We start from the raw sequence: 19039 nt of genomic DNA, 5'->3' as shown, positions 1-19039 counted from the left end.
TCATTGGACAACTGTTCAGGAACGCGCGAACAATGTCGCGACTTCTTTGGCCGCCCGGTTGCCGGAGACCAAGGCACCTTGAATCGATCCGGTTTCTCGGTGGTCGCCGGTCACAAGGATGCGCGTGCCGGTCCAGATCGGACCGCGATCCTGGAGTGGCGGTGGTTGCGCGGGCAGGGTGTGCGGAATCTCGTGGTGCACAAGCACCTCCCAGCGTTTGGTCGAGGTCTTGTACAGACGAGCAAGGTCGCGCCGGATGTCGGCTTCGCTTGCGCGCCCGTCGGGGCGATCGAGCAGTGTGGTCGCCTGGACCAGGTGCTCCCCTGGAGGCGCGTACGAGGGCGCCACTTCGGAGATGACCGCGGTGTTCCAAACTGGACCGGCTGGCCCTCCACCCGGGCGCGATGCGTCAATAAGCAGGAATGGGCCGGTCTTCGGCTGACCGGTCGCCCGGAACCACCAGGTGGTGAGGCCATTGCTCGGCGGGGTTCGGAGCGCTGTGAGCTCGGAGACTTGCTCCGGACCGACAGCCACGACCACAGCACGCGCCCGAAGCGTCGCGTCAGCCGTGGAAACTGCGACGCCGCCGGTCACTTCCTTGATCGACTGCACGGGCGTATTCACGCGCACCTCGCCGGCAAGCGCGCGAGCCATTTGCTCCGGCAACGCCTGCATCCCGCGCTTCGGGAGCCCGGGCGTTCCCGTGGCAAAATATCGGACGAGCTGCCGAACATAGTTCGCGGAACTCGCACCAGAACTTTCCGCGAGAACTCCCGCCAGGAAGGTATCGAGCACGTTGCGCCGGAAACTTCCGGTAAGCCCGACTCGGTCGAAGGAGTCTTGCAGGCTCTCGTCGCCGAGATCGTCTGCACCAAGTGCCGGCCGGATTTGCTCTGGGCCGATCCAACGGGCGAATGCTGCAAGCTCGAGCATCGGCACGAACCCGCTCCGGAGCGTCTGCAGAGCGTACTGCGGGTGCCGAAGCGGATGCGCCAACGTCGATGACTTCGCCCCTTTGCGCACGATCACGCCGACCCCGAACTTTTGGAGTTCGAGTTCGGAACAATCGATCGATTCCTGCACCGCCGGGTATGCCGGGTTCAGCAGTTGAAACCCACGATCGCAAAGGAAGCCGTCGATGCGCTCTGTCCGCACGCGACCGCCAACAGACTCCTGCGCCTCGAGCACGATGACCGATTGCCCGTTCGCTTCAGCACGGCGAGCCGCCTGCAGACCCGCGAGCCCTGCTCCGATCACGATGACATCGGCGTCCATGAGGCTCCAATCGATTGCTGGAATTGCAGTCTCTCATGAGCCCCTGACAGGACCCTCGATCGTCGTGGACGCCGATTTCACCACGACCGCGTACCCTCGGGCTACTGACCCCGGCGAACTCGGCGCTGCGTGCGCGCATAGCCCTTCAGGAGCTGCGGAACAACGAGGTACACGGCAAGCGGTACCACGATCAACGTGAGCGCGAAGGCACGGACCACCGGGTGCCAGTCCGCCCAGAGCGGCGCGAGCGCGAGCATTCCGATCGAAACGAGTGGGAAGATCGCCAGCCAAGTGAGGACGGCTCGAATATGGACCGATGGCATTGCGGTCATGGGCGGCATCGCTCGCAGAGTCTCTGGTTCAGGCGCGATCGGTTGTGAAGCTGTGTTCATTGCAGTGTCTTCCGTTTTTCCAACTAGATAGTTGGAACTATAGTCCGATGGACAGCAAAAGCAACTATTCGGTTGGAAATTGCATAGACTCGAACCATGGCTTGGGATGTCGAGGGAACCAAACAGCGCCTGCTCGAGGCCGGACGCCGAGAATTCTGCGACCACGGCCTCGCGGGCGCTCGTGTCGATCGAATCGCCAAAACGGCCGGCGCCAATAAGGAGCGGCTCTATCAATACTTTGGCAACAAGGAGCAGTTCTTCGACTTCGTCGTCACCGATCTTCTCGGCGGGCTCTTCGACGAGGTTCCCCTCCAAGGCCAGGGCCCGAGCGCGCTCGGCGAATTCGCTGGCAAACGCTTCGACCGCCATGTGCAGGATGCCACCCTCGCGCGCCTGCTCTTTTGGGAAGGCCTCGAGCGCCGCGAGCGCGCCGACATCGATCCAGACCGCGCCGTCAGACATAGCGAAAAAGTTGCGACCGTCCAGGAAATGCTGCCGGGAATCAGCGCGAATGCGGCCGCCGACCTTCTGCTGACGGTGGTTTCGCTCACCGATGCCTGGGTCGCGCTCCCTCAGCTCGAATCGCTGCTCGCTGGTGACGACCCGAAACGAACTGCCGAGCGTCGCGCCGCGATCGTCTCGACGGTCACCCTCGCGGCGCAAGCCGCCATTGACGCAGTTGACGCGGAAGCAGCCGACCCGAATCCAGGCGACGCGGAAGCAATCACCGCAGCGAACAACTAGCCCGCGTTGTCGGCGCCAGGTGTCTTCGCGATGATCTCATCGAGATCCTTCGCGGTCGTTCCACCGAGCAGCGCCCACTCGCCGAGCTTGCCTTCGGTGATCGTGACAAAAGTAAAAGGCTCGGAGCCGGTGATCTGATAGACCTCGCCGAGGTCGGGGTGCGCACCAGCAACCGTGCCGCGCGCCATGGGCACCGTCCGCACGGCGACGGGCTGTTCACCGGGGTTCGGGATCCGCACGACATAGTGCTTGCCACCCTCGGTTCGAACAATGAATTCGGGATAGTAGGACTTCGTCTTCTCTATCCATTGCAGCTCGCTCATCGTGCCTCCTGAAGAAAAGCGTACGCGACTGCCGGAGCCCTCTGTGCTCCGAACGGGTCACAGGCATTCCCGCTGGCTGCAATGGCCGTTCTACTATGGGCGAATGACCTCTTCCACGTCACCAGACGTGCTCGCTGCCCGCCTCGATCGTTTGCCGTTCACTCGGCGACACGGAAAGCTCCTCACCGGCTCTGGTGTCGGGTGGGCGCTGGACGCCATGGACGTCGGTCTCATCTCCTTCGTCATCGCCGCGCTCACGGTGCAGTGGAACCTCTCCCCGCAGCAGGGTTCGTGGATCGCTTCGGCCGGCTTCGTCGGCATGGCGATCGGTGCGACGCTCGGTGGGCTGCTCGCGGACCGCTACGGTCGGCGCCAGGTCTTTGCGATCACCCTCGTCGTCTACGGGCTTGCAACGGGTGCGAGCGCGCTCGTGGGCGGACTGGTCGCTCTGTTGATCCTGCGCTTCGTCGTCGGACTCGGCCTCGGCGCTGAGCTGCCGGTCGCCTCGACCTACGTGAGCGAGTTCTCCCCCAAGCGCATTCGCGGTCGCGTCATCGTGATCCTCGAGGCCTTCTGGGCTGTCGGCTGGACCGCTGCGGCACTCATCGGCTACTTCGTCATCCCCGCCTCCGACGACGGCTGGCGCTGGGCCTTCGTCATCGGAATGCTCCCTGCCGCCTATGCGCTCGTCGTGCGGTGGGGCTTGCCCGAGTCTCCACGCTGGCTCGCGCTGCGCGGTCGGAGCGAGCAGGCCGAACTCGTCGTCGCCTCGTTCGAACGATCGCCCGCGCTCTTCAAGAAGCACGCATCGGCCGGCGCAGCTGCAGAGACCGCCGAGGTCGATACCCCTTCGGCGTCCGCATCGCCTGCGAAAGCCCTGACGAGCGGCGCTCGACTTCGAGCACTCTGGTCGCGCGAACTCCGTGGACGCACGGCCGCGCTCTGGATCGTGTGGTTCTGCGTGAACTTCTCGTACTACGGTGCATTCATCTGGATCCCGTCGATCCTCGTTGCTGCCGGGTACGACCTCGTGCGCTCCTTCGAGTTCACGCTCCTCATCACCCTTGCACAACTGCCCGGCTATGCGGTGGCGGCGTGGCTGATCGAGGTGTGGGGTCGCCGCGCGACACTCTCGACCTTCTTGATCGGCTCTGCTGTCGCCGCCATCTTCTTCGGAACGGCGGAGGGCGAGTTCGCGATCATCGCCTCAGGCATGGCGCTCTCATTCTTCAACCTCGGTGCGTGGGGCGCGCTCTATGCGGTGACCCCAGAGGTCTACCCGACCTCGGTTCGAGCAACCGGTGCGGGCTGGGCCGCTGGCGTCGGCCGAATTGCATCGATTATTGCGCCGCTGACGGTGCCGCTACTGCTGGGGTTCGGTGGCGCTCCCCTACTCTTCGTCGTCTTCGCCGTGTTCTTCGTTGCCGCAGCCGTTGGCGCATGGGGGCTCGTGGATCGTCGCGGTTCATCGCTCGACGACCGCTGACTCGGACACCTCCGACGCACGGGTACCTCGCTCGGGCGCTCGATACACTCCTGCCATGGAACCGTCACGACCGAGGTTCGGCTTGCCGAGCATCCTCGATGCACTGTGCCGTGACGAAGACGATTCTGCCGTCGAGCGATTGATCGCAGACTTTGGCGGGAATCCCGCGCATGTCACCGCGCGGTCCTTCGGTGAACCCGCGGTGCGATCACGGCGACTCCGGTTCGGCTCCGGCGGCGAGATCATCGTGCACGATGGCGCAGTTGTCGCCGTGCTGCTCCACCTTCGAGACGGTTCTCGGCCAATTGAGCTTTCCGCTTGGATTTCCGGCGTCACGAATGCGGCCACACTCGACGACCTTGCGAAGTCGCTCGGAAGCGCGCCGCGATTCGCAGGGTTCAAGGAGCCGTTCTTCGCGGTCGATGGCGGATACCTCCGAGCCGAGTTCGCGGAGCCCGGCGGCTGGAAAGCACCAGGCAATCTCACCACCATTACGGTCACCGTGGAGCAGCCCGGGATCTCCTGTCGGCCAGAAGATGATGACTGCCCGAACTGCAGTGCGCTGCTGGTTCGAGCAGATGGACCTGCGAGCGCAGATGGCCCCGTCGATGTGGATGCCACCGTGCGCTCGCTCGCAGCAGCGAGGGATGCGGGGCACCTCGAGGAGGATTCGCGCTGGGTGCCGCTTGATGATCTGCAGGCGCTTCAAGCTTCGGGTCTGATGCAGCACGTCGAAAGCCAGTTGACGTGCACTCGATGTCGGCGAATTCTGTGCCTCACGCTGTATCGAACGAGCGCACCGACACTCGGCTACTTCGCACTGAACGACGCCATACGGCGACCGCTCGAAGCGATCCCACCGGTGACGCTCTGGGGTGACGCTGCCCGGGTCGCGAAGGACAATGAGGCCATGCACTATCTCGACCACGCGCCGGGCTCCTGGTTTCTCGTCGAACAACAGGGTGCGCTCTATTTGCAGGTCAGGTACGTCATCTCCTCAATGGCCGAGGACTCGGCGTTCATCGAGCTCGACGAGAAAGAGCGTGAGGAATACCGAGCAGGTGGTCGCGATTACGTCATCGCCCTCGCTCGTCGCATCGAGCAGAGCCACCCGCACCTGGAGGACTCGTCGTACTTTCTGCGGGATTTGTATCGCGGTGATCAACGCTCGGAGTATGGCCCGCTGGTGGACGCCGCGATCGTGAACCACACGTGGATCGCTGAGCAGCGCCGGAAGCGGCTGTAATTTTACGAGCAGCTGCGACGGCAGAAGCGTCTGTGACGTCAGAAGGAGCTGCAGCTTCGCGGAGCCGACGGCACCTTCGGAAACGACTGAAATTTCAGATGGTTCCGTAGCTTTTGAAACGGTTGAACGTCAGCACAGTGCGCGTTCTCAGTCGATCCTTGGGTTTGCGATGCAGGATGGTGCGTGATGAAGCAACGAAAGCGAGACGCAGCACAGGCCGCCGCAGACGCGCGATTCTTTATCGAGATCGCGAAATCGCCGAGCCGTGGAGTCGTGCTCTCGACTGGCGAAGCCTGGATCGGCATTGACCAGCAGGTTGGGCACGGTTCAGCAGATGCGTTCTTCGCGCTTACCCCGGAGCAGTACGCGATCGGACTCGCGAACTCGTACGAGCTCCGGCAGTACGTTGGCGAGAGCTGGAGCGGCAAGCACCCCGACCGATTGCTGTTCCACCCGGGCGGCGCATCCTGGCAGCCGAAGCGTTGGAGCCCTGCCAAGGCTCGCGTGATCATCCCGAAGTTCGAGGGCGAGATTTGGCGCCACGTTGACGCCCTCGGCGAGCCCCTGGCAAGCGAGCAGGCCGAGATTTCGATGCAGCTTGCTGGTGGCGGCGCGAGTGTTGTTGAGCGCGATGGTGTGGTTGAGCGGATCACGCTTCGCCTTACTGGAGACGGCGCGTATCCGCGGGCCAGCGCACTGTTTGCCGGACTCGCCGCCGGGAGCACTCGCGAACAGGTTCGCGCCGTACTCGGGGAGCCGGTTGACGGCGCCACTGACGAATATGCGATCGAGGCGGACCGCGCGCGACTGAAGTTTGTTGACGACGGTCTGGTTTCTGTTGAGCTTTGGCGACCGCCCGCTCCCCCGTTGCCGCGAGGCGATATTGCAACGCTGTTCGCGGCGCTCGGCGCTGACGAGCGCGGTGCAACGTTTCAGGCGATTGTCGAGCTCGCTGGCGAAAAGCACCGTCGCTGGGCAGCGACCCCGGGCATGACCCGGCGACTGATCACATTTGAGGGCGGCATCGAAGTGTTGATCGAAGACGCTCAAGTGATGAGCGTGCGAGTGCTACTCAAGGCGAGCACTCACTCGGGCGCCTACCGGTTCACCGAAGGTCTCATTGCAGGGTTGCAGGAACCATTCACTCGGGATTCGGTTCGCAGGGCGCTCGGTGTTCCTGCTGCGACCCGCTCCACCACAGATCTGCACCGATTTGGCGCGCACGATTTCGTCGTCGAATACGACGGCGACCATGATGGCGCACAGGCGGTCTCGATGACGGCGCAACTTCGAGGCACCGTCTTTCCGAACCGGTTTCACCGTTGGCGTTCCGGCGAATTCGCGCTCTTTCTCGATGTGCTCGGTCGTCCTGAGGACCACCCGCTCGCCGTGTATGTGCAGAGCATTCCGGGGGCCCGAGTTGAGGTTCGTGCGGGAATTGTCGAAGCCGTCGAGATCGGGACGTCTGGATATGAGAGTGAACGATTCGCTGCGTTCGTCGACGGAATCCCGGCGCAACCCTCTCGAAAAGAACTGAAGTTCGGGGCTCCCCATGAGACCGGCGACCACGACGATGTTCGAGACTTCGTGCTCGGATGGCTGCACGTGCACTCGGCCGACGGCACCCTCGTCAGCACGATCACCCTGAGTCGCGATGCGCCCGAGGGGCTCGAGTTGCACCGCTGGAGTTTCCACCGTGACTGAGGATTCGGCGGGAAGCCGTTCAGCGGACGAGCCAGTGAGCGACCGACAGTTGAGCGAGGCGATCGTGGAGCACCTCGGCTATCGCCGTTCGGCGTTCCCGCGTTCAGGAGCGGGCGATGTCGCTCTTGCCTCAACTGACGCAGCTTGTGCTGCCGAGCTGCCGAGAGTGCGGGCAATCGTCGATGAATGTGGGGCAATCCACGTTGATTGGACGATTCACTCATTGAGCGAGGGTGTCGATCAGGCTCGACAGGCGATGTCGCGGCTACATCCAGAACTCAGCGATGACGCGCTCGATGCTCTCCGCTGGTGGTTCACGTTTCACTGGCTCTAAACGGTCGATATGGTCGCCCCGAAAACGACGGTGCGATCAGAGGACTAAGCGGTGAACTTAAACTACACACCTTTCCGCAGTCACGTGACCTCCGCAGAGTTCCCTGCACTTGCATAACCGGAAACGAGAACGCAGTTGGCGCACCCGGGATGCGATCTAAAAGACCTCTGAAGCGGCGCACTTCTCCACAGAGGAACGAATGATTGATCGTGCGAAGTTCTGCGACAGACCGCTATACGATGATCTTACGAAAATCTAAACGACGACAACCGCCCTCACACGAAGCGGCAGAGCACTCAGACCTCGCGGACTGGAAATGACCATGGCAGTACACCTTAGCGTCATAGTTCACCACCTCTAGAACTGCAAGATCCTTGAACAAAATTGCGAGCAAAGAAAGATCAAACGAGAAGGCACTACTTCCAGACAAAGACCGAGCCATGTTGGTGAAACAGGTGGATGCTACATACATCCTGGAGCACAACTGTTTGCTCTAGGTCAAAAATACTAAATCCTGACTATCGAGTTTGCGAGACGCTTCTCGTCGCCAACCAACGTTGTGTAAAAACGTTGTTCGATCCCATATACCAACGTCTTCAATTGATCGTCATCTTCGACCGAAAAAACGCCCGTGCTCGTATCAAAACGGAGCTTACCTTCACTATACTCACCAATATATGCGAACACGCTGTCTCGCTCTACTGGAGACATTTCACTCAACGTGTCCATCGCAAGCGCGATGCGTTTTCTGTTCGGCTTTGAAACTCCATTCGGCTGAAGTGCCGTGTCGATGAAGTCATATCTTAGAAATTCCTGAACCTGCTCGTCCGTGGCATCCTTATACAGGACATCAATTCCCTTAAAGATGGGTGTAACAGCGGCAAGATCGCGGAACATTAGAACGTTTGCGGTCGGATCAAAAACTGCATCCGGAAGGGGGTTCACAACTATCCTGTTCGCAGGCTGCTCGAGCACGACTGCATCTCCAAAGACAAGCGTTTTCCGGCGCAACAGTGCGCTCGGTCGCACTCGCTGAAAGAAGTACCTCCCGCTCTGCACGGACATCAAGAACGTTATGCGATTGAAGTGATCCTTCTCGATTTCGGGCACGTCGGCGGACGTCCGAGGCTTACGAAGAACTTCTAGACAAAAATCTCTTTCTAGGAATCCGGAAACCTTGTACCATTCACCTTCGTCGAGCAACGTGCTCGGGTCATATTCAACACAGACATCGGCATCCGCGACCTCCAAGTCGAAAAGTGCCTTACCCGAGACGATTCGCCTATACGGTGCAGTCCGCAACCGATTGATGCGTGCGTAGACCTGATCCATATTATTTCTTCTCCAGGAACGTGTAACCGTTGATGCGCCGGGCTTCGGCAATGACGATGTCGGCCGGCACCCGGTAGTCCTTCTTGCTTATGAGAAATATAGCAGTACCTGTCGCGGTCGTGACGTGATAGAACTTGAAACCAAATATGAGAAATAGAGGATTGAAATACAGCGCTTGTGAAAAGTAGGTGAAGGCGAAGAGTATTACGTACACAAAAATGAGCGTCTCTACGTTTGGGATACTCAAAGCCACGAAGAAATAACCGAGATAACTTGGCAAGAACGCATTGTTCGCATACTCAATTGACGAGATCTCTCCAACGGCAAAGGAATCTTTACCTAGCCAGCTACTAAGCCAAATACTGAGTCCGGTCAGTAAGATCGGTATCGACAGGAGGCCAGCATTCAGTAGATGGCGAGGGACGGCATCGAACTCGGAGCCTAAAAATGGGGTCTTAATCTGGTATATGACGATCAGTAGCGCTGTGGCATTGAAAGTCAAAAGTACCCGTAATAATCTCGTTGGCATGATAGTTCCCTAGATCTGCACTTTCGCACCAGTTTTGCTAGTAGGTTGCAACCCCACCGCTCAGCTTGCGTTCACGACGTTTGGATTCGCTTTGGAGGAAATACTGGTCGCATTTCTCTATCATTGCGTAGTAGCGGGTCACAGCGGCGGCGCCTGGCAGGAGCCGAGCAGCATCACTCTATAGTTAGCAACTGACATCGCCCGCGACTGACTATCTTCTTGAAGTTCGCACCCGCCTCTTGCCGCGCCGGGTCTTCGGACGTCAGAAACACGAGAATGGCCGCTACGCTGCTTCCTTTGTGTTCATGAGCCAACGAGAGCGCGAATCACTTTTCTGTTTTGGACATCAACCCGTTAGGGAGATGATTTTGAATCCACTCTCGTGCAAGGGCGGCGCATCCGCGTTGAACACCCTCAACGCGCTGTCCTCTTTAGATACCCTAGTTCGGTTACTCTTCGGGGCTCGTGCGCTTAACCTCTCTCCGCATGTTGCTAACTTGAGGGCAATATTCAAGCGCTCTTCCGATAGGTCGCGTTGAATACCGCGCTAGCGAGCCACTGCTTGAAGCTGCTGTTGTCCTGGAACTCCTTGAAAAGCTGGGTGTCGTCCGAGATGAGGCGCAGCATGACCTGACTGAGGGCACGGTCACTCTCGACGCGGGCATTCACCGGGTCGTCGTTGGCCTGCGCATTCTTGTAGGCCTCGTCCTCGGACACCAGCCGCGGGATTTCTTCGGTGATGAACCGCTGGACACGGTCGGCGTCGTTCCACTCGATGTTGCCGAAGTGATCGTTGAAACTCTGGACGATCGCCGAAAGCCTCTCGAGCTCCGGATCCGAGAGGTGTCCTCCGCCGGCAGCCGGGATCGGTGCAAGAGTGCCGTCTTCGTCATCGAGCACGATCTTCATCGCGTTGAGCTTCTCAGCGCGATACGACTCCAAGTCGATGTTCTCGAGGATTCCGGCGGCGAGATCCTCTTCCTTGGGAGCCGGCAGCTTGGGCACGAGGTGGTCAAGGAAGATCGATCGCTTCTCCCACTCAGTGCTGCCGTAGGGCAGGACCGTGGAGAGGAAGTTGTACGTGCGAAGGAAGGCTTTGGCATCGCCCTTGAACTTCACCTGGTCATCTTCGTCGGGGAGTTCGATGTACTCAGCGACGCTGGTGTCCAGCAGCGGGTCAAGCTCATCGCGTCTCTCCCCCGCCAGGTACCGGCTAACGAACTCTTCGACTTGCTCGGGTGCGTAGATCCCGAAAGCGTCGAGGTCGTTGACCAGGTCATGCAGCTTGTTGGCGTCCGTCTCTTCAGCCAACACGGTCGTGCGGTAGTACGGTTCAAACGCGCGCTGGATCTCCTCAGCATCGTTGGCGAAGTCGAGAACGAAGGTGTCGTGCTTCGCCGGCTGTGCCCGGTTGAGCCGCGACAGCGTCTGCACCGCCAGGACACCCGACAACGCCTTGTCCACGTACATCGTGTGCAGCAGTGGCTCGTCGTAGCCGGTCTGGAACTTGTTCGCGACGACGAGGATCCGATTCGGGTCGGTCTTCACCTGTTCGGCGATCGCGTTGGAGGGGAAGCCATTCAAGCTTGCCTCGGTGACTTTCAACCCTTTGTACTCGTGCTCACCAGAGAATGCGACGACCGCCTTGTACGGGCTCTTGCGGGCAGCGAGTGCTTCGCGGACCGCATGGAAATACTCGATGCATTGCGCGATCGACGAGGTCACGACCATTGCCCGCGCCTTGCCACCAATTTTCCGCTTCGCGACCACCTGGGCAAGGAAATGCTCGACCATGATTTCGGTCTTCTGAGCGATGGCGTGCTCGTTGCCCTCGACATAGGCGCGAAGCTTCTTCGAGGCGCGCTTCGCATCGAACTCGGGGTCGTCCTCCACGGTCTTCATCAGCTTGTAGTAGCTGCCGACCGGCGTGTAGTTGGAGAGGACATCGACGATGAAGCCCTCCTGGATCGCCTGCTTCATCGTGTACGAATGGAACGGTCGGAAGCTCGTCCCTCCTTCGGCGTTGGGTACCGGCTCGCCGAACATCTCGAGCGTCTTGTTTTTCGGCGTCGCCGTGAAAGCGAAGTAACTCGCGTTCGTCAGCAGCTTCTTGCCCTCGATGATCCGGTTGATCCGGTCCTCAACGGTGTCTTCCTCGTCGGTTTTGACACCTGCAAGCGCACGTGAGACGGCTGCTGAGGTCTTCGATCCTTGGGATGAGTGCGCCTCGTCGATGACGATGGCGAACCTACGGTCACGGTGGTCCGCACCGATGTCATCCAGGATGTACGGGAACTTCTGCACCGTAGTGACGATGATCTTCTTGCCTGCGGTGATCGCGCGGCGTAGATCTCCGGATCGGTCGGCATGCACCACAGTCGACCCCACCTGTAGGAACGACTTGATGGTCTGCGTGAGCTGGCTGTCAAGGATGATGCGGTCGGTAACGACGATGATCGAGTCGAAGGCGATCTTGCCGTCATGTGTGGCCTCGGTGAGCTGGTGAGTCAACCAGGCAATCGAGTTTGACTTGCCACTGCCAGCCGAGTGTTGAATGAGATATCGACGACCAGCACCGTTCGCCTCGACATCGGACAGGAGTTGGCGCACGACATCGAGCTGGTGATACCGAGGGAAGATCGCCTTGGAGACCTTCTTGCCAGTCTTCTGGCTCTTTTCAATCACGATCTGCGCATAGTTCTCGATGATCCCGGCGAGGCTCTGCGGCGCGAGCACTCGCCGCCACAGGTAGTCCGTCATTACTCCACCGGGATTCGGCGGGTTACCCGCACCATCGTTGAATCCTTGGTCGAACGGTAAGAACCACGATGAAGCGCCCTTGAGCTCGGTGCAGAATCGTGCGCGCTGATCATCCAGGGCGAAGTGGGCGATCGTCCGGCCGAACGCGAAAAGCAGCTCACGAGGATCACGGTCGCGCTGGTATTGCTGCACCGCGTCTTCCACGGTCTGGTTCGTGATGTTGTTCTTCAACTCGAATGTAAAGATGGGCAGACCGTTGACGAACGCCACAAGGTCGACGGCATCCCCCGGGTTACTGACGCTGTGATGCACCTGCCGCGTGACGACAAACCGGTTCTCGGCGAAATGTGCAACAGCCTTTGGATTCCCATCCACAGGTGTCGGATAATACAGATCAATGTGGTGACCGTGATGGTCGATGCCGTTTCGCAAGACGTGGACGACACCCCGCCGCGTGATTTCACCCTGGAGCCGAGCGAGGAACTTGTGACGCGTGGGAGTCTCCGATGCGAGCCCGAGCGAGTCGACGAGAGCGGGCTGGGTTGACTCGATGAACGCAGCGAAGTGCTCCAGATCGATCGCGTAGGAAGCGACGTAGTCGCCGGGTACCCCCGCGGTCCAGCCACCCTCGCTCATCTGAGTGACGATGAGCGTTTCCAAGCTCTCCTCGTTGAGTCGTTGCATGCTCACTCCTCACCTTCGCTCAGCGATTCCTCAAGATCATCATCAGGCCGTGCGATCAGGTTGTCGAGCGCTTCGGGAGCGTCGGGCAACGTCGATGCGATCGCCCTGACGTCGGCCTGGCCCGTGACGACATCGGCGACCAGGCGTGTGCGGAACTCCTGGAGTAGCGCGATTTCTCTCGACGCGACATCCGCGGCCCGGGCGGATTCTTGTTGCGACAACCGCAACGCTTCGACCAGAGCATGCTGCACTTCTTTCGGCGGCACGGGGAGAACTATCCTGCCCACGTCACCTTGGCCGACCGCAGGCACAGGTCCTGGCTTAGCCACGTCTGACATGTCCACGAGCTTCATGATCTCGTACGCGTAATCCACTTCCAGCCCAAAGAAAGCTGCACCCATAAGGTTATTGTCGAGACAGCTCGATCGCTTCAGGATACGTCGCTTGTTCGTCAGGAGTGCGCCGCCAACCTTCGGGAAACAGATGCTCTCCGGCTCGAAAATCACCGCCCCCAGCTCGGCCGACTCATCACGCGATACGGTGCTGTCACAATAATCAAGGAAAACTTCATTCCCCGGATATCCCATGTCAGACACCCGGAAAAACGGGAGCTCCTGATTCATTCGACCTTGGCGATCGACCGGAAACCCCGCTCCACTTCGCAATTTTGACAAGCGCTTCAGAGGGAGTGCCCCCCACGCTGCTGGTACTCGCCCGAGCCATGGCACCCGGTCCCCGGAATCCAGATCGATGCCCTCGATGGAACGGCCCGACAAGACTTGCCTCGAGACGAAGGCTGTTTGCTCTTCGAGGAGGGCGATTAGGTGGCGCTTGGCGGCGATGGCCTTGTCGATGCGGGCGTTCGCGTGGGCGAGGTACTTCACGATCGCCGACTGTTCCTCAACCGGAGGAACAACGGCTTCTAATCTATATAGATCCTCGCTGTAGAGTCGAAGGCGACTATCGACGATCCCCCGGGAATTCGCTTTAATACGGGCTTTGAACTGAGGGCTGCGAAGAAGGTGATGAAAGTACCACGGATCTGCGTTCTCTTTGAAGGAATAGACGCAATACGCAGGGCTAACGATCCCATCGTAACGCGAGACGCCGAGACTTCCATTCCAGGCAAGCATAATGTTGACGGCAAGTTGCCTCTTTGCGACCTTTTTATACCCGATTAACGATTCCGATCGACTATCGAGCCCTTCGCCAGATTCAGTGCGCCGCTCGGTGACGCCGGTGTATTGCGACACGCGAAGCAACTGCTCTTCGCCTGCTACAGAGCGCACATCCTTCTCTCGAAGAACGGTGCCGAATCGTCTACGAACCCAATGTGCGGGCACTGCCTCAAGCCAGCCAATTGGATGATGGTATAACGGGTAGCGAGGAAGCTCACGAAACATCAGTGCTCACCCGCGATCTCGGCGATCAGGTTATCGGTCTCGGCTTCGAGCAAGCGAATGTCTGCCTGGATCTCGGCAAGTGTGCGCATCGGCACAGGCTTGTAGAAGTGGCGTGGGAAGGAGATCTCGTAGCCGGTCTTCGTCTTCGACTCATCGATCCAGGCATCCGGCGCGTAGGGTGTGACTTCACGTCGGAAGAATGCCTCAATGCCGTCGGCGTAGTCGCCCTCCGGCTCGGTAAGCGGCACCTGCTCGGTGTCGCGGAGCTCGGTGTCAGGCTCGTACTCGACAACGCGGGTGCGACCACCGATGAACGCCTCATATCGTCCGTACAGTGGGTCAGGCTTCGCCGCATGCGGGAGCGCTCTCTTGATAATCGGTGGCGCACTCTCGTCGCGCATCCCGTCTTCCTTGAGCTGCTTGATCTCTTTCGTGGTGTACACGCGGTTCGGGTCCACGCCGACGATGCGCAGCGGTCGCTCGACGGTGATCTTCTTGTAGCCGAAGTCCACGCCGTCGAACACCTTGGAACGGTCGGTGTCGTCGTATTGGTCGAATGTGGTGAACGCCTCGATCACCTTGTCGGCGTCAGTCGCGCTGACTTCGACGCCCTTCTCGCCGAGGTTCTTGCGCAGCGGCGTCGACCATCCGGTCGCGTCGATCAGTTGCACTTTGCCCTTGCGGCGCTCCTCCTTGCGGTTGGAAAGCACCCACACGTAGGTCGCGATGCCTGTGTTGTAGAACATCTTCAGCGGCAGCGCGACGATCGCTTCGAGCCAGTCGTTTTCGATGACCCACCGACGGATATTGCTCTCGCCCTGCCCAGCATCGCCGGTGAACAGCGATGACCCGTTGTGGACCGATGCAATCCGGGATCCCAGTTCGGTCTCCTGCTTCATCTTCGAGATCAGGTTCGCGAGGAACATCAGCTGCCCATCGCTGCTGCGCGTGACGAGGGAGTAGTCGCTGTCGCCGTCGTGAGTCACCACGAAGCGCGGATCGATGATCTTCTTCGCGCCGCCGAGGCGATCCTGGTCGGTCTTCCAGCTCTTGCCGTACGGCGGGTTCGAGAGCATGAAGTCGAACTCCTGGCCCGCGAAGGCATCATTCGACAACGTCGAGTACTCCGGTCCACCCACGATATTGTCCGCAGCCTTGCCATCGCCCTTGAGGATGAGGTCAGCCTTGGCGATCGCATAGGTTTCGGCGTTGATCTCCTGCCCGTACAGATGGGTGGAAACCTTCTTGCCGGACGACTCAGTAAGGTGATGCAGTGTTTCCTCGGCAACAGTCAGCATGCCGCCGGTGCCCATCGCGCCGTCGTAGAGGCGGTAAGTGCCCGACGGGATCGCGTCAGCGATCGGTTCGAACATCAGTCGAGTCATCAGCCGGACCGCGTCGCGCGGCGTCCAGTGCTCGCCGGCTTCTTCGTTGTTCTCCTCGTTGAAGCGGCGCACGAGCTCTTCAAAGACCGTGCCCATCCCGTGGTTGTCCATCCCGGTCGGGGAGAGATCGAGATCCGGGGCGAGAAACTTCTCGATCAACGCACCGAGCGCGTCGGCCTTCGTAAGCCGAGGTAGCTGGTTACGGAACTCGAAGTTGTCGATGATCTCCTGCACGTTAGGCGAGAACCCATCCAAGTACGCCTCGAAGTTCTGCCGCAGGCGCGTCGAGTTCGACACATGGCGCAAGTCCTGCAGCGAGAAACCAGACGTGTTGTAGAAGTCCTGCTTGGCCGCATCCCGCAGCGGTGCATCTTGGTCGGCGACGCCCGCCTCATCCAGCATCTTCTTCATCGCCATCACCGCGTCCCGCGTCGGGCCGAGGACGCTGTCCAATCGACGTAAGACCGTGAAGGGAAGGATCACGTCACGGTACTTTCCTCGGACATAGAGGTCGCGGAGCACATCGTCAGCGATGTTCCAGATGAGAGCCACGATACGGCTGTGGTTTAGCGAATTGTGCGACACTAAGGTCTCTCCCTATTTATCTGAAACCCACGGCAAATTGTGCCATTCAAGCAGGCCGATTCTCGAAACTCGACCGGCTGCCATGGCGCAGCCACGCGACTAGACGTTGAACCGGAACTCCACAACATCCCCATCGACCATAACGTAGTCTTTGCCTTCCATGCGGGTCTTGCCGCGCGACTTCGCCTCTTGCATCGAGCCAGCCTCGTCGAGGTCAGCGAATGAGACGATTTCGGCCTTGATGAAGCCCTTTTGGAAGTCGGTGTGGATCACGCCGGCAGCCTGCGGTGCAGTCCAACCCTTGCGGATCGTCCACGCACGAGACTCTTTTGGCCCGGCGGTGAGGTACGTCTGGAGTCCGAGGGTTTCGAAGCCGATTCGCGCGAGCTGGTCGAGCCCCGATTCGTCTTGACCGAGCGACTGCAGGAGTTCGAGTGCTTCGTCAGCGTCGAGGTCGATGAGTTCACTCTCGACCTTCGCGTCGAGGAAGACAGCCTTTGAGGGTGCAACGAGCGCGGCGAGTTCTGCCTTGCGAGCATCGTCGGTCAGCACCGCCTCGTCAACGTTGAACACAAAGAGCGTTGGCTTCGCGGTGAGGAGGCCGAGGTCGCGAATCGGTTCGAGGTCGACGTTCGACGCCGACAGCAGGGTTCCCTCGTCGAGCACTGCGCGCGCGTCGTTCGCGGCCTGCAGCACGGAAGGGTCGACCTTCTTGCCCTTGACTTCTTTTTCGAGGCGGGTGATTGCCTTCTCGAGCGTCTGAAGGTCAGCGAGCACGAGCTCCGTGTTGATGGTCTCCATGTCGCTCGCCGGGTTCACGGCACCGTCAACGTGAATGACGTCGCCGTCGGCGAATCCACGAACGACCTGCGCGATCGCGTCAGCTTCGCGAATGTTCGCGAGGAACTGGTTGCCGAGGCCTTCACCTTCGCTCGCGCCGCGCACGATTCCGGCGATGTCGACGAACGACACCGCTGCGGGAAGGATGCGCTCGCTTCCGAAGATTTCAGCGAGGCGGCCGAGCCGCTCGTCTGGCAACTCGACGACACCAATGTTGGGCTCGATCGTCGCGAACGGATAGTTCGCTGCGAGCACCTGGTTCTTTGTGAGTGCGTTGAAGAGCGTCGACTTGCCGACGTTCGGGAGACCTACGATTCCAATGGTGAGTGCCACGAGCATCAAGCCTAGTTGCCACGGCGCTGTGGCCCGAACAATTCAGCCAAATCGCGCACCCGCGGCCCGAACCTCCGCACCTCGCTGTCAGCGCACGTAGACCTTGTGCGGAGTGACGCGCACGATCACGCGACCAGCCGGTGCGTCTTCCGCCCATTCCTGCCCGGTGTACTTGAGCGAGAGCTCCTGAATGAGCGAGCCGTCTGGATCGTCAACGATCGTGACGCGTCCGCGCACCTCGGCGTAGTGGAACGGGTTGGTCATGCTGAACACCGACACCGCAGCACGGGCGTCCCGCTGCCAGTTCTCGGTTTTGCGCCGACCGTGCGTCGTGGAGAACACCACATCGTCGCCGTCGCGCTTCGCCCACACGATGCTCAACTGCGGGTCACCGTTGGGTTCCAGTGACGCGACCGTCACGTAGTTCGCCTCGTCGAACAGCTTGCCGGCCTCTTCGGGCATTGTTACATCGCTCATACAAAGGAGAACGTCCCCCGCGTAGCTGGCATTCCAAGCGGATCAAGGATTCGCGCAACACTCACTCGCGCAGCGTTCGAGCGGCGGCTCGCCCGAATACGCTGATTTCGTGACCAAACCGCCTGCTCGTTCCGCATCGCGAGCACGCGTCTCGCGTTCACAGGCGCACCATCACGGGCATCTGCACCCGAGCGGCACGGCGCAGTCGCGCGGCGGTCGAATCGCGCTCTGGTCGATGCTGCTGGCGTTCATCACCTTGCTTGGTGCGAGCCTCGCGCTGCGGGTCACTTCTCCCGATGTCTCCGCAATCGCGCTCTTCCAAGACGCAGTCACGCTCGCAAGCGGCGTCATCATCGAGTCGTTCCCGTTCATCGTGCTCGGGATCACGCTCTCGGTCATCGTGCAGGTCTGGCTCCCTGAAGGCCTCCTGTTCAAGCTCCTGCCGAAGCGTCGCGCGCTGCGTCGCGGCGTGCTCTCGACGCTCGGGATCCTGCTCCCCGTCTGCGAGTGCGGCAACGTGCCGCTCTCCCGAGGGCTCCTGCAACGCGGGCTCCGCCCCTCCGAAGCGATCACCTTCTTGCTCGCCGCTCCGATCGTGAACCCGGTCACGATCGTCACGACCTTCCAGGCGTTCGGATTCGACCACGGGATCCTGTTCGCTCGGATTCTCGGCGGCCTCGTGATCGCGAACCTCGTCGGATGGATCTTCGACCAGCATCCGAATCAGAACTCACGACTCACCCCGAGCTTCCAGGCGACCTGCGAGCACGCGCGGCACGCACCGCGTTCGAACGGGGCTCGGGCGAAGGCAGCAGCGAGCGTGCAGCTCTTCATCGACGAGAGTCGCGCGCTGCTCCCGGCGTTGTTCCTCGGCGGCGCGATCGCTGGCATCATCCAGGTGGCGATCAGCCGCGACCTACTCACCACGCTCGGCCAGCACCCGATCTATTCGATTCTCGCGATGATGGCCCTCGCGTTCATCGTCTCCCTGTGTTCGAGCGTGGACGCGTTTTTCGCCCTCGCGCTCGCCTCGCTCTTTATGCCCGGCGCGCTGCTGGCGTTTCTGCTCTTCGGGCCGCTCATCGACCTGAAGATGATCGCCCTGTTCCGCACGACGTTCACCACCCGGACGATCATCGAGCTGACCGTCATCATTGCGCTCCTTGTTGCCGTACTCGCATTGGGGCTGAACCTTGTCTCATAAACG

The 19039-nt window shown here is 60.4% G+C and carries 16 protein-coding genes; 6 read left to right on the top strand and 10 right to left on the bottom strand.

What is annotated here, in order from left to right; all coding sequences use genetic code 11:
* Nucleotides 1-15: 15 nt before the first annotated feature.
* Nucleotides 16-1275, bottom strand: a complete 1260-nt coding sequence (locus tag U2H20_RS00190) for an NAD(P)/FAD-dependent oxidoreductase (protein ID WP_430592519.1) — start codon at nucleotides 1273-1275, stop codon at nucleotides 16-18.
* 101 nt (nucleotides 1276-1376) lie between these two features.
* Nucleotides 1377-1667: a hypothetical protein gene (locus U2H20_RS00185; RefSeq protein WP_430592518.1), complete on the bottom strand. Its 291-nt coding sequence runs from the start codon at nucleotides 1665-1667 to the stop codon at nucleotides 1377-1379.
* Nucleotides 1668-1763: 96 nt separating this feature from the next.
* Here U2H20_RS00185 and U2H20_RS00180 point away from each other — a divergent pair, with 96 nt between their 5' ends.
* Nucleotides 1764-2411 carry a TetR/AcrR family transcriptional regulator gene (locus U2H20_RS00180; RefSeq protein ID WP_430592517.1) on the top strand — a complete coding sequence of 216 codons (648 nt, stop codon included), beginning with the start codon at nucleotides 1764-1766 and terminating at the stop codon, nucleotides 2409-2411.
* Here the strand turns inward: U2H20_RS00180 and U2H20_RS00175 are convergent.
* Nucleotides 2408-2734 carry a hypothetical protein gene (locus tag U2H20_RS00175; protein ID WP_430592516.1) on the bottom strand — a complete coding sequence of 109 codons (327 nt, stop codon included), beginning with the start codon at nucleotides 2732-2734 and terminating at the stop codon, nucleotides 2408-2410. The two genes, U2H20_RS00180 and U2H20_RS00175, sit on opposite strands and share 4 nt — an antisense overlap.
* A 103-nt stretch (nucleotides 2735-2837) precedes the next feature.
* On the opposite strand from U2H20_RS00175, the gene U2H20_RS00170 reads away from it, so the two are divergent.
* The 4 genes from U2H20_RS00170 (at nucleotide 2838) to U2H20_RS00155 (ending at nucleotide 7504) form a co-directional block, all read left to right on the top strand.
* On the top strand, nucleotides 2838-4220 hold the full coding sequence (locus tag U2H20_RS00170) for an MFS transporter (protein ID WP_430592515.1): 1383 nt from the start codon (nucleotides 2838-2840) through the stop codon (nucleotides 4218-4220).
* A 55-nt stretch (nucleotides 4221-4275) separates the two neighbouring features.
* A complete protein-coding gene (locus U2H20_RS00165) occupies nucleotides 4276-5466 on the top strand; it encodes a hypothetical protein (protein WP_430592514.1) in 1191 nt (396 codons plus the stop codon).
* Between the two features lie 183 nt (nucleotides 5467-5649).
* Complete coding sequence (locus U2H20_RS00160) at nucleotides 5650-7170, top strand: hypothetical protein (protein WP_430592513.1); 1521 nt, start codon at nucleotides 5650-5652, stop codon at nucleotides 7168-7170.
* Entirely contained in the window at nucleotides 7163-7504 is a 342-nt protein-coding gene (locus tag U2H20_RS00155; RefSeq protein ID WP_430592512.1) for a hypothetical protein, read from the top strand. The genes U2H20_RS00160 and U2H20_RS00155 overlap by 8 nt, the downstream gene beginning before the upstream one ends.
* A gap of 507 nt (nucleotides 7505-8011) precedes the next feature.
* On the opposite strand, the gene U2H20_RS00150 is transcribed toward U2H20_RS00155, so the two are convergent.
* From U2H20_RS00150 to U2H20_RS00120, 7 genes are all read right to left on the bottom strand, one after another.
* The gene (locus U2H20_RS00150) at nucleotides 8012-8836 is read right to left on the bottom strand and encodes a hypothetical protein (RefSeq protein WP_430592511.1); all 825 of its coding nucleotides are present in this window, start codon (nucleotides 8834-8836) and stop codon (nucleotides 8012-8014) included.
* 1 nt (nucleotide 8837) lies between these two features.
* On the bottom strand, nucleotides 8838-9365 hold the full coding sequence (locus tag U2H20_RS00145) for a hypothetical protein (protein WP_430592510.1): 528 nt from the start codon (nucleotides 9363-9365) through the stop codon (nucleotides 8838-8840).
* Nucleotides 9366-9875: 510 nt separating this feature from the next.
* Entirely contained in the window at nucleotides 9876-12809 is a 2934-nt protein-coding gene (locus U2H20_RS00140; RefSeq protein ID WP_430592509.1) for a type I restriction endonuclease subunit R, read from the bottom strand.
* Nucleotides 12810-12811: 2 nt separating this feature from the next.
* Nucleotides 12812-14212, bottom strand: coding sequence for a hypothetical protein (locus tag U2H20_RS00135; protein WP_430592508.1), 1401 nt, complete (start codon nucleotides 14210-14212; stop codon nucleotides 12812-12814).
* Nucleotides 14212-16149: a type I restriction-modification system subunit M gene (locus tag U2H20_RS00130; protein ID WP_430592507.1), complete on the bottom strand. Its 1938-nt coding sequence runs from the start codon at nucleotides 16147-16149 to the stop codon at nucleotides 14212-14214. The genes U2H20_RS00135 and U2H20_RS00130 overlap by 1 nt, the downstream gene beginning before the upstream one ends.
* A 132-nt stretch (nucleotides 16150-16281) precedes the next feature.
* Nucleotides 16282-17355 carry a redox-regulated ATPase YchF gene (gene ychF / locus U2H20_RS00125; protein ID WP_430592506.1) on the bottom strand — a complete coding sequence of 358 codons (1074 nt, stop codon included), beginning with the start codon at nucleotides 17353-17355 and terminating at the stop codon, nucleotides 16282-16284.
* Nucleotides 17356-17442: 87 nt separating this feature from the next.
* Nucleotides 17443-17832: a PPOX class F420-dependent oxidoreductase gene (locus U2H20_RS00120; RefSeq protein WP_430592505.1), complete on the bottom strand. Its 390-nt coding sequence runs from the start codon at nucleotides 17830-17832 to the stop codon at nucleotides 17443-17445.
* 109 nt (nucleotides 17833-17941) lie between these two features.
* On the opposite strand from U2H20_RS00120, the gene U2H20_RS00115 reads away from it, so the two are divergent.
* Nucleotides 17942-19036, top strand: coding sequence for a permease (locus U2H20_RS00115; protein ID WP_430592504.1), 1095 nt, complete (start codon nucleotides 17942-17944; stop codon nucleotides 19034-19036).
* Nucleotides 19037-19039 lie beyond the last annotated feature (3 nt).

It is taken from the genome of Humidisolicoccus flavus, assembly GCF_045689595.1.
Taxonomy (GTDB): Bacteria; Actinomycetota; Actinomycetes; order Actinomycetales; family Microbacteriaceae; genus Humidisolicoccus; species Humidisolicoccus flavus.
The sequence above is the reverse complement of the archived record's forward strand: the minus strand, read 5'-3'. Positions and strand labels throughout refer to the sequence as shown.